The following is a 12,365-nucleotide window of genomic DNA, read 5'->3' as shown; positions in this document are numbered from 1 at the left end:
ATTCACAAGCATTTGTGAACAAGCTAAAGCAGCTTTAGCTAAATAATTAGAAATAGTTAAAAAAGTTACTTGCATAATTTTGCAGGTAACTTTTTTGTTTTTATAAAATATATAAACCGATCAAACTAGTAAGTCAATGAAATGATAAAATAATAAGTTTCAATTATTAATATACTATTTTTCTAGGATTTTTAAGGCTATATAGCTTATCTTGAGCTATTTGGTTGTATACTTCTTCATTTCGTTTATCATACAATAAGATAGCCCAAGTATACCAAAGTAAATCGCAGAACTGTAAGAATATGTCTAGCTTTTTAAAATTGCATACTTCATCAACAAAATATGATTTTAAGAATGTTATAGTTTCTTCGTAGTTTAAATTATTTTCGGATATAAAACTTGCAATATCAAAGTAATAGTCATTATATCCTGCATATTCAAAATCAATTAGGTATAGCTTTTCATTTGTAAATAGGAAATTGCCTTCAACTAAATCATTATGACAAAGACGATCTGGTGTATATACTTTTTTAAAATCAACTATAATATGCATAAATTTATCTAAATTATGTTCAGTAGTATCTAGTTGTTCATAATATTCCATAAATTTAGATATCGGATCAAATTTATTTTTAGCTAGAAATTTGCTAGAGTGGAATTTTTTTAAAAGTTTAGAAATTCTAACTATATTTGACAGTGTTCTTTGGGAAACAAACGTTTTGGGATTTTGTTGAAACTCAGTTATAAGATTATCATTATTAAAATAAACAGGTTTAAGAAAATATGATTCGGAAGATAGTAAAGTTAGAGCTTCTTTTTCATTTGCTTTATTAACAATTTTTGTTGTATCTTTTGATGTTCTGTAGAAATATTTATTCGTATTAGTAGTAATAATATAATTTTTATTAGATACGCCATAGCTCGTTTCTTCAAGAGATATTATCTTTTGATTTAATATTTTTTCTAACTTATTAATATTGAACATATTATTTTCCTCCTTAATTTATAAAATGATATTGCTTATTTATTTAAATTATACATTATTTTGATGAAAGATAAAAGTAAAAACGATTTCATTACACTTTGATAAATATTAAAATTTATTATTAAAATACTATTTTTTTTATAATATTATTCAAAAATAAAGAAATAAATTTCATGTGAATTTAATATGTTATTTATGTGAACTTATATATTGTATAATCTTAAAAAATACATGGTATATATAATTATTTTGTATTTTTAATTTATAAATAAATGAGGTTTTGTTGAAAAAAATTGATAATTTTGGTATAATTATAATGTATAAAATATATTTATATACACATAGTTTCATTTTTAAATATCATAGGAGGTGTAAAATGAAAGAAGTTTTTATTAATACTGAATATATTACATTAGCACAATTTTTAAAATTAGAAGGTTTTATAGGTTCTGGAGGAGAAGCTAAATACTTTTTACAAGAAGCAGAAGTTGAGCTTAATGGGGTATCAGAAAATAGACGAGGGAAAAAATTATATTCAAATGATGTAATCAAATTAGAAGGAAATGAATTTATAATTATTAATGAAAATTAAGAGTTTAAAGTTACTCTACTTTCGAAATTATTTATCTGCGAATATAGAATCACATCCCTCGCTTAATGTTTTAGTAGGAAACAATGCGAATGGAAAAACTAATATTATAGAGTCTATTTTTTGTTTAGCACTAGGAAGAAGCTATAGAACAAAAAGTGATAGTGAGTGTATAATGTTTGGAGAAACTGCAACAGCTATGTCGTGTGTAGTTAACAAAAATAATAAAAATCTAGATATCATGTTAGGAATAAATAACAAAGGTAAAAGTGCGAAAATTGCAGGAGTAAAAAAAACTAAGTTAACAGATTTTGTCGGTGAGTTAAATGTAGTATTATTCTCTCCAGAAGATTTGCAAATAGTTAAAGGTTCGCCAGCACTAAGACGTGAGTTTATTAATAGGGAATTCTATCAATTTTCTCGTGTGTACCACAAGTATTATTTGATGTATCAACATCTTTTAAAACAGCGGAATTCTTATTTGAAAGATATGAGAAAAAATCCAAAAGATGAGATGTCCTTAGCATATTTAGAAACTATTACTTCTCAACTTGCCAAGGTAGCAATATATATTACTAAAGAAAGAGTGTCATTTGTTCATGAAATTTCAGCGTTAACATATCACAATATGCTTAATATATCAAATGGGCAAGAAACTTTAAAAATTAAGTACAAAAGTTCAGTGTTGGAATCATTAAATATAATAGATGTGAATGATACTAATTTTACAGAAGAGAACTTAGTAAAAGTCATGATGAAGAAATCGTTTGATGATATTATGCGTGGAAGTACAAAAATTGGGCCACATCAAGATGATTTAGAATTTTATATTAATGATCTTGATGCAAAAATGTACGCATCCCAAGGACAACAAAGAAGTATAGTATTATCGTTAAAATTAGCTGAAATTAACTATTTAAAATCAAAGACGGGAACATATCCAGTCTTACTTTTAGATGATGTACTAAGTGAGTTAGATAAAAATAGACAACTAAAATTATTAGATGCAATTAATGAAAATGTACAAACATTTATTACAACACCTTCAATATCAGATATTAAAGAAGATTTATTGAAAAAAGCTAAAGTTTTCAAAATAGAAAATGGAAATATTAGCGAAATAGTCTAGAAAATTTATTTATAAATTTACTAAAATGAAAGGAAAAATCATGGTAGAAAATAAACAAATACAAGAGTATAATGCCGATCAGATTCAGGTTCTTGAAGGATTAGAAGCTGTTAGGGTAAGACCGGGTATGTATATCGGTTCTACATCTAGTAAAGGTCTACACCACCTAGTATGGGAGATTGTGGATAACTCAATAGATGAAGCGTTAGCTGGATATTGTAATACAATAACTGTAGCAATTGAAAAAGGAGATTGGATAAGAGTAGAGGATAATGGGCGTGGTATTCCTGTAGATATTCAGGAACAAACAGGAAAACCTGCTTTGGAAGTTATTCTTACAGTACTACACGCTGGTGGTAAATTTGGAGGTGGTGGATACAAAGTATCTGGTGGTCTTCACGGGGTAGGAGCCAGTGTTGTAAATGCCTTATCAACAAAATTAGAAGCGTCAGTTTATCGCGATGGTAAAATTTACAGTATGAAATTTGAACGTGGTGATGTAGTTCAAGGAATTACAGTTGTAGGAGATACTGACAGAACAGGAACAACTATTCGTTTTAAAGCAGATCCAGAAATCTTCCAAGAAACAACAGTATATGAATATGATATTTTAAGAACACGTATTAGAGAACTTGCTTTCTTAAACAAAGGAATAACAATAATTCTTAAAGATGAAAGAGAAGGTCAAGAAAAAGAAGAAACTTTCTGTTATGAAGGTGGATTATTAGAATATGTGGAAATGTTAAATGAAAATAAAGACGCTCTACATGAAGCTATTTATGTGCATGGTGAGATGGAAGGCAAAGAAGTAGAAATCTCAATGCAATATAATACTGGTTATTCAAATAATGTCTTAAGTTATGCGAATAATATTAACACACACGAAGGTGGTACTCACGAGAGCGGATTTAAAACTGCTCTTACAAGAATAATTAACTCTTACGGTAAAAAGAATAAACTTATTAAAGACAAAGAATCATTAACAGGGGATGATGTTCGTGAAGGACTTGTTGCAATTATCTCAATCAAACACCCAAATCCGCAGTTTGAAGGACAAACAAAAACAAAATTAGGAAACTCAGAAATGAGTACTATCACTAATAAATTGTTCTCAGAAGAGTTGGATAGATTCTTATTAGAAAATCCAAAGACAGCGAAAATAATTGTAGAAAAAGGACTTCAAGCATCACGTGCTAGAATCGCAGCTAAAAAAGCTCGTGAATCTACACGTCGTAAAAATGCATTAGAATTTACAAACCTACCAGGGAAACTTGCAGACTGTTCAAGTAAAGATGCAGCAGAATGTGAATTGTTCCTAGTCGAAGGGGACTCTGCGGGAGGAAGTGCAAAACTTGGACGTAATAGTAAATTCCAAGCTATTTTACCGCTTAAAGGTAAAATTCTGAACGTAGAGAAAGTAAGAATTGATAAAGTATTAGCAAACGATGAAGTTCGTTCGTTAATAACTGCAATAGGTATGGGTATTGGTGAAACGTTAAATATAGATAAACTTCGTTATCATAAGATTGTTATTATGACCGATGCCGATGTCGATGGAAGTCATATCAGAACTCTATTATTAACTTTCTTCTTCAGATATATGAGAGAATTAATTGATGCAGGATATGTTTATATCGCAAGACCGCCTCTATATGGATTAAAAGTAGGTAAGAAAGAATTTTACTGCCATACAGAAGAAGAACTGAAACAAAATATTGAAGAACATGCTGGAGATAAAAAATACACTGTTCAACGATACAAAGGTCTTGGAGAGATGAACGCGGAAGAATTATGGGATACAACAATGGATCCAGAACACCGTTTAATGTATAAAGTAAGTATAGATGATGCTCAAAGAGCTGATGCTGCATTTGATACATTAATGGGTGAAAAAGTAGAACCAAGACGTAAATTTATCGAAGATAATGCTCTAAATGTTATAAACTTAGACATTTAGTAAAGAAAGGATAGAACATGGAAGATAATAAAAATAATATTACCTTAAGAAACATAACGACTGAAATTGAAAATTCATTTTTAGATTATTCAATGAGTGTTATTGTATCACGTGCTTTACCAGACGTACGTGACGGGTTAAAACCAGTTCATAGAAGAATACTTTATGCTTTTAATGATTTAGGGTTAACATATGACAAACCTTACAAAAAAAGTGCCTTTGTTGTAGGGGAAGTAATGGCGAAGTATCACCCACATGGTGACTCTGCAACATATGGAACAATTGTACGTTTAGCACAAGATTTCAACAGTAGATATCCTTTAGTAGATGGTCAAGGGAACTTCGGTTCTATTGATGGAGATGGAGCTGCTGCGATGCGTTATACGGAAGCAAGAATGAGCAAAATTGCTTCTGAGTTACTTCGTGATATTAACAAAGATACAGTTGATATGCAAGATAACTATGATGGTACAAAACAAGAACCTAAAGTATTACCAGCAAGAATACCTAACTTATTAGTTAACGGAAGTAGTGGTATCGCGGTTGGTATGGCTACTAACATTCCACCTCACAATTTAGGTGAGGTTATCGATGGAGTAATCGCATTAGCTGATAACTCTGAAATAACAATTGCTGAACTTATGTCTAAAATTAAAGGACCAGACTTCCCAACAGGATCATTCTTATTAGGACGTAGTGGAATAGTTAAGGCATATACAACAGGGCGTGGTTCTGTAATCATGCGTGGGAAAACTGAAATTGAACAAATGAAAAATGGTAAGGAAAGAATCGTTATTACAGAAATTCCTTATCAAGTAAATAAAGCTAAATTAGTTGAAAAAATAGCTGAACTTGCTCGTGATAAAAAAATCGAAGGTGTAACAGATCTTCGCGATGAAAGTAACTTAAAAGGTATTAGAATTGTAATTGAATTACGTCGTGATGTAAATAGTAATGTAATTCTAAATAATTTATACAAATTAACACCATTACAAAGTTCATTTGGTGTTAATATGATTGCTCTTGTAAATGGAGTACCTAAGTTATTAAATCTTAAAGAAGTACTTTATCACTACTTAGAGCATCAAAAAGAAGTAGTAGTAAGAAGAACTAGGTTCGATCTTAAAAAAGCTCAAGCTCGTGCTCACATATTAGAAGGTTTAAGAATTGCTTTAGATAATATCGATAGAATTATTAGCTTAATTCGTGGTTCTCAAACTGCTGAAGAAGCAAAAGCTGGATTAATTGATCAATTTGGATTAACTGAAATTCAAGCACAAGCTATCTTAGATATGAGACTTCAAAGACTTACCGGTTTAGAACGTGATAAGATTGAAGAAGAATATAGTAAGCTTATGGAACTTATTGCTGACTTAGAAGATATACTAGCGAAACCTGAGAGAGTAATTCAAATCGTTAAAGATGAGTTATTAGAAGTTAAGGAAAAATTCGGAGACAAACGTCGTAGTGTAATTATCGAAGGGCAAGTAGATCAAATTGAAAATGAAGATTTAATTGAACAAGAACAAATTATAATTACTTTATCTTATAACCAATATATTAAACGTCTTGCTGCAAGTACTTATAAATCTCAAGGGCGCGGCGGTCGTGGAGTAAATGGTATGACTACAAATGATGAAGATAATGTGGCTTATATGTTAAGCTGTTCAACTCACGATCATATCTTATTCTTTACAGATAAAGGTAAAGTATATACTCTTAAAGGTTATGAAATTAATCAAATGAGTAGACAATCAAAAGGAATACCTATTATTAACTTATTAGAAATTGAAAAAGAAGAAAAAGTAAACTCTATTATTGCAATTTCTGATCTTCAAGAAGAAGGAACAAGTTTAATCTTCTCAACTAAATATGGTGTAATTAAAAAATCTAAGTTAGGAGATTACGCAAGTATTCTTAAAAAAGGTAAGATTGCCCTTAAACTTGATGATGATGACTCACTAATCGATGTTCAAAGAATTACAGATGATCAAGATATTATGATTGTTACAGCAAATGGACAAGCAATTAGAATAAATGCTGAAAAAGTTCGTACAATGGGACGTGTAAGCCGCGGGGTTAAAGGTATTACCCTTTCTCCAGATGACTATGTAGTAGGTATGGAAGTAGTTGATGAATCTAAGAAAATTTTAACAGTAACAGAAAATGGTATTGGTAAAATCTCTAAATCTACGGAATTCAATGTAATTAACCGCGGAGGAAAAGGTGTCAAAGTAGCGAAAGTTACTAAGAAAACTGGTAAGATTGTAGCTGTTAAGTCAATTGCAGGAAATGAAGATTTAATGATTATGACTGATCAAGGAATTATCATTAGAATTGATGTTTCAACAATTAGCACATTAGGAAGAACAGCAACAGGTGTCAAAGTAATTAACCTTGTTGATGATCAAAAAGTAGCAACTGTAACTTTAGCAGCCAAAGAAGAAGTCTACGAAGAAGAATAATAATAATGAAATTAAGAAGATTTGATTATATGGTCAGATCTTCTTAGTTTTATATTTATGTCAATATAACAATTTTATGAATAATAATTATAGCGGTGTTGTAAAGTAGCGAAAAAGAAGTCAACGAATGATCGAATGATGTAAAATAAGAACAATTATATTTAATTTTCAAAAAAAGTAAGTAAAAAAGTTAATAATATGAAAAAAAATAGTAAAATTCGTTGTGTTATTTTGAAAAAAGTTTTATAATGGAATATGTAGTTAAAACTGATAAAATAAACTTTATTAGTAAAAATCTTATCAAGGAGTAACTAGATGCAAAAAACTAGATTAGAAAGCAATGTAAATGAAAATATAATACAAGAGGAGATTCAAATACTTACAGAGATGTTGTTAAAAGCAACTCAAAAGTTAATTTCTGAAGAAACATTTGAAAAAATTGTAGAATTAAAAACATTAGCTGACGAAAAAAATTATGATAAATTAAATCTTATAATTAAAGATTTAACGCAAGAAGAGATGGAAATAGTAGCTAACTTTTTCTCAGTTTTACCGTTATTAATCAATATTGCAGAGGATGTTGATTTAGCGTACGAGGTCAACTATAAAAATAATTCGAATGAAGAATATATCGGTAAGTTATCTGAATCAATCAAAAATATTAAAGATAAAAATATTTTAGATAACATTAATGTAGTTCCAGTATTAACAGCACATCCGACACAAGTACAACGTAAGACGATTCTTGATTTAACAGAAAAATTACATACATTATTAAGAAAACATCGTGATGTGAAAAATGGACTTATCAATGGAAGAAAATGGAAAAATGATATTCAAAAGCATATTGAAATTCTAATTCAAAGTGATATAATTCGTGAGAAAAAATTAAAAGTAGCAAATGAAATTACTAATGTGCTAGAGTATTATAATCTATCTTTTATTAAAGCAATAGGTAAATTAATGACTGAGTACAAATTGCTATTAGAAGAAAATAACATTGAATTAAAAAATGAGACTCCTATAACTATGGGGATGTGGATTGGTGGAGACCGTGATGGTAATCCATTTGTAACTGCAGAAACATTAAATTTATCTGCGATGAAACAGTGTGAACTTATAACAACATATTACTTAGAAAAGTTAGAAAGTTTATATAGAACTTTTTCAATGTCTACACAGTATGTAGAAGAAAGTAAAGAATTAGAAGAGTTGGCCAACCGTTCAAATGATTTGTCGGTTTATAGAGAAAAAGAGCCGTATAGAAGGGCTATTTTCTATATAAAGGAAAAATTAGACAATACAAAAGAATACTTACTTAATGACAAAGAAATTGGAGAGAAGTATTTAACATCTGCAGAATTTATTAATGATTTAGAAATTATTGAAAAATCATTGTTAGAAAATAAAGGTGAAATTCTAATTACTGGAGAATTTGAAGAATTATTAAATGTTGTTAAAATATTTGGATTCTACTTGGCAAGTATAGATATGCGTCAAGATTCAAGTGTTTATGAGGCATCGGTTGCCGAACTGTTAAGTAGTGCCAATATTGAAAAAAATTACAGTGCTTTAAGTGAAGAAGAAAAATGTAAATTGTTATTAAAACAATTAAAAGAAGATCCACGACCATTGAGTATTAATGATGAAAATAAACAATCAGAGGAACTGAAAAAGGAACTATCTATTTTTAGAACAGCAAGGAGATTAAAAGATAAACTTGGAGAAAATATTATTAAACAAAATATTATCTCACACACTACAAGCATCTCTGATTTATTAGAACTTGCAATTATGTTAAAAGAGGTAGGTTTAGTAGGAAGTGATTTTGCTAGACTTCAACTAGTTCCACTATTCGAAACTATAGAAGACTTGGAAAATTCATATGAAATAATGGATGAGTATTTAAGTCTGGATATAGTAAAAAAATGGGTAAGTGATAATAATAATTATCAAGAAATTATGTTAGGATATTCTGATAGTAATAAAGATGGTGGATATTTATCATCTGGTTGGTCATTGTATAAAGCACAACAGGAGCTTTCTTCATTAGGAGAAAAACATAATATTAAAGTTACTTTCTTCCATGGGCGTGGAGGAACAGTAGGTCGAGGTGGTGGACCAAGTTATGATGCGATTATTTCTCAACCATTAGGAAGTGTTCAAGATAGAATTCGATTAACAGAACAAGGTGAAATTATAGCAGCTAAATATGGGAATAGCGATGCTGCATATTATAACTTAGAAGCACTATTCTCTGCTGTTATTCAAAGGATGAATGCGGATAAAACTAATACTGATATTAGAGATATTCCAGAAATTCAAAAAATTATGGATGAAATAGTAAATGATAGTTATAATAAGTATCGTGAATTAGTTTTTGAAAATAAAAACTTCTATAATTATTTCTTTGAAGCAACACCAATTAAAGAGATTTCTAGTTTAAATATAGGATCTCGTCCAGCTTCGCGTAAGAAAATTACTGATATTGGTGGGCTAAGAGCTATTCCATGGGTATTTTCATGGTCTCAAAGTAGAATTATGTTACCTGGTTGGTATGGAGTAGGTACAGCATTTTCTAATTACATTAGTAAAAATAAAGATAATATAGAAATACTTCGTAATATGTATAAAAACTGGCCATTTTTCACATCATTATTATCAAATGTAGATATGGTTATGTCAAAATCTGATATGGATATAGCTAAAGAGTATGCAAATCTATGTCGCGATGAAGAAACTAAAAAAGTATATGAAGAAATATTAAGAGAGTGGAAGTTAACAAAACAAGTAGTATTAGAGATTTCGGAGCACAAAGAATTCTTAGAAGATAATACGTACTTAACTCGAAGTTTAGAAAATAGATTGCAGTATTTTAATACTTTAAATTTATTGCAAGTTGAATTAATCAAACGAGCTAGAGAAGGTAAATTACCAGAATCACAAATTAATACAATTCATATTACGATTAATGGAGTTGCTACCGGACTTAGAAACTCAGGATAAAAAAAATAAAAAGGGAGTGACTCAAAAATCGATTTCTCTGAAATCACGATTTTTGAGTCACTCCTTTAAATATTATTTAATTTTAATAGCTATATAGCTGTGTGGAGGTACAACTGTACCAAAAGGTGTAGAGTATATTTCAGTATTACCGAATAACTTATCACCACAATATTTCTCAATAAAATGAGCTTTAGAATCAAGATTTATAATACAAAGAATATTATTACGTTTATATGCAATGCATTTTTCATTTGTATAAATAAACTCAAAATTTGTTATAAAATCTTTTTTATTTTCATTTCTAAATTTAGACAAATTAACGTAGTGCTCTAATAAATCTTCATCTTTATTATCGTGTGTAAAACCTAGGCGATTATATGGGTCTCTAAAACCATACATTCCTATTTCATCACCATAGTAGATACATGGAACACCAGGTAAAGTGAATTGAATGAAACTAGCATACTTAAGTAGTTCTTTCGCTTTATTATATTGTTCAGGTGACATTTTATAAGTCGGTCTTTCATGAACAGGTACATTTTCAGGATTATCGAATGCTAACATAGTTAGAATACGTTCTGTATCATGACTTCCTAGTAAATTCATAACAGCATCGAGAGCAGGACGAGGATAATTTTCTACAAGTTTTAATATTTCTAAAGTGAAATCTTCTGCATTTTTATTCTTTACAAAATCTATAATTGCATTTTTCCAAGGATAATTCATTACACTATCAAGTTGATCTCCTAGGAAATAACGTCTACGTGTATTGTATGATATCTTATTTGTAGCATCTTCCCAAACTTCACCGATAATTAGTGCATCTTTATCATAATATTTAGCACTTTCTCGAATTCTATCTAAAAATTCATCTGGAAATTCATCGGCAACATCTAGACGCCAGCCAGCGATACCTAATTTTTGCCAAAAATTAACTACTCCAGTATCTTTATTATTGATAAAATCACTGTATTCTTTATTTTCTTTTATTACAGTAGGTAAGTTATCGAACCCCCACCAAGAATGATATTCATTTGGGAAATTTATAAAGTCAAACCAAGGATAATAAGGTGAACTTTGCGAATTAAAAGCACCGATACTATCATAATTGTTATATCTATTGAAATAAATACTATCTGATCCAGTATGACTAAATACACCATCTAAAATTATTCTGATATTATCATTTTTAAAGTCTTTACAGAAACTTTCAAATTGTTCATTAGTTCCAAAGTAAGGATCTACGTTGAAATAATCTGAAGTAGAATAACGATGATTTTCTGGGCTTTCTACAATAGGATTTAGGTAGATACTTTCTATATTTAATTTTTTGAAATAGTCCTTTTCTTCTTCTATTCCTAATAGATTTCCCATTAGGAAATCTTTAGCTCCGTAATTTTCATGAGTGATTGAAGAATGTGGCACGCTGTCCCAGTTTTCATGTCTAATTCTTACATTTTCATTTTTAGCCACTTTTGCAGTATATTTTTCGCTACGTTTAAATCTATCTGGAAAGATCTGATACATAATAGAGCCTTTGTACCAGGATGGGGTAGTAAAGTTCGAATCATAAACTGTAAGTTGCCAATCTGGAAGATCATTAATATTGTTTACTAATTTAGCGTTAAGTCTATCATTTTTCAGGTAAACATAGAAATTATCAAAATGAACTTCGAAATGGTAAAAGTACAAACCTATGTTGAAGGGTTCAAAGTTTACTGCGTACATCAAGTAATTTTCGTTAGTTTTTTCTTTGAAAGCTAAACTTTTAGTTATAATTTCACCAGTAAATTCATTTTTAATTACAATTTTGAAATCATTAAAGTAAAAATCATCTTTAATTAAAACTTCAAATTGGAAGGTTTCTTCGTTATTAATAGCGCCTTTTGGAAATTTATTTTTTATTGGATTAAATTTAATCATATTTTTCTTCTCCGAAATGTTAATTTTTTGTTATTAAACTGCTTTGTAAAATCTATCATTTTTATTTTAATATAAAAGTTTTCAAAAGTAAATATTATTATTATAAAAAAACAAAAAATAATTAATATAAAAGCAATGTAAAGGGTATAATTTATACCTGAAAAAACTTACAGAAAACATTTACATTTAATACCTTTCGTGTTATAATATAGGTATAAATATTAAATTAATAAGCGAATATAATTTTAACTATTTTATACGCGATATTTTTTATAATAAATTTTTTAAGAGTAAAAGAAAACGGTTACTTT

At 29.0% G+C, this 12,365-nt stretch carries 7 protein-coding genes; 5 read left to right on the top strand and 2 right to left on the bottom strand.

Annotation, left to right across the window (positions count from 1 at the left end):
* Positions 1–166: 166 nt before the first annotated feature.
* Positions 167–985 carry a phosphotransferase gene (locus RWS90_RS04115; RefSeq protein ID WP_314548884.1) on the bottom strand — a complete coding sequence of 273 codons (819 nt, stop codon included), beginning with the start codon at positions 983–985 and terminating at the stop codon, positions 167–169.
* A gap of 376 nt (positions 986–1,361) precedes the next feature.
* On the opposite strand from RWS90_RS04115, the gene yaaA reads away from it, so the two are divergent.
* The 5 genes from yaaA to ppc all read left to right on the top strand — a co-directional run bounded on the left by yaaA (position 1,362) and on the right by ppc (position 10,131).
* Positions 1,362–1,577 (top strand): S4 domain-containing protein YaaA, encoded by a 216-nt coding sequence (yaaA, locus tag RWS90_RS04110; protein ID WP_314548883.1) that lies wholly within the window; start codon positions 1,362–1,364, stop codon positions 1,575–1,577.
* A complete protein-coding gene (recF, locus tag RWS90_RS04105) occupies positions 1,567–2,703 on the top strand; it encodes a DNA replication/repair protein RecF (protein WP_314548881.1) in 1,137 nt (378 codons plus the stop codon). The genes yaaA and recF overlap by 11 nt, the downstream gene beginning before the upstream one ends.
* A 40-nt stretch (positions 2,704–2,743) precedes the next feature.
* Positions 2,744–4,660 carry a DNA topoisomerase (ATP-hydrolyzing) subunit B gene (gyrB, locus tag RWS90_RS04100; RefSeq protein ID WP_314548879.1) on the top strand — a complete coding sequence of 639 codons (1,917 nt, stop codon included), beginning with the start codon at positions 2,744–2,746 and terminating at the stop codon, positions 4,658–4,660.
* A gap of 17 nt (positions 4,661–4,677) precedes the next feature.
* Positions 4,678–7,125 carry a DNA gyrase subunit A gene (gyrA, locus tag RWS90_RS04095; RefSeq protein WP_314548877.1) on the top strand — a complete coding sequence of 816 codons (2,448 nt, stop codon included), beginning with the start codon at positions 4,678–4,680 and terminating at the stop codon, positions 7,123–7,125.
* A gap of 315 nt (positions 7,126–7,440) precedes the next feature.
* Positions 7,441–10,131 carry a phosphoenolpyruvate carboxylase gene (gene ppc / locus RWS90_RS04090; RefSeq protein WP_314548876.1) on the top strand — a complete coding sequence of 897 codons (2,691 nt, stop codon included), beginning with the start codon at positions 7,441–7,443 and terminating at the stop codon, positions 10,129–10,131.
* Positions 10,132–10,203: 72 nt separating this feature from the next.
* Here ppc and RWS90_RS04085 read toward each other — a convergent pair whose 3' ends face one another.
* On the bottom strand, positions 10,204–12,054 hold the full coding sequence (locus tag RWS90_RS04085; RefSeq protein WP_314548873.1) for a glycoside hydrolase family 13 protein: 1,851 nt from the start codon (positions 12,052–12,054) through the stop codon (positions 10,204–10,206).
* Positions 12,055–12,365 lie beyond the last annotated feature (311 nt).

This window comes from uncultured Gemella sp. (assembly GCF_963529685.1).
Lineage (GTDB): Bacteria > Bacillota > Bacilli > Staphylococcales > Gemellaceae > Gemella.
Note: the sequence above shows the minus strand (reverse complement) of the source record. Positions and strands in the feature narration are given on the sequence as shown.

Excerpts from the sequence above, each read along its gene's own strand:
- RWS90_RS04115 (WP_314548884.1), bottom strand. The coding sequence starts at position 985 with ATGTTCAATATTAATAAGTTAGAAAAAATATTAAATCAAAAGATAATA.
- RWS90_RS04085 (WP_314548873.1), bottom strand. The coding sequence starts at position 12,054 with ATGATTAAATTTAATCCAATAAAAAATAAATTTCCAAAAGGCGCTATT.
- gyrA (WP_314548877.1), top strand. The coding sequence starts at position 4,678 with ATGGAAGATAATAAAAATAATATTACCTTAAGAAACATAACGACTGAA.
- ppc (WP_314548876.1), top strand. The coding sequence starts at position 7,441 with ATGCAAAAAACTAGATTAGAAAGCAATGTAAATGAAAATATAATACAA.
- yaaA (WP_314548883.1), top strand. The coding sequence starts at position 1,362 with ATGAAAGAAGTTTTTATTAATACTGAATATATTACATTAGCACAATTT.
- recF (WP_314548881.1), top strand. The coding sequence starts at position 1,567 with ATGAAAATTAAGAGTTTAAAGTTACTCTACTTTCGAAATTATTTATCT.
- gyrB (WP_314548879.1), top strand. The coding sequence starts at position 2,744 with ATGGTAGAAAATAAACAAATACAAGAGTATAATGCCGATCAGATTCAG.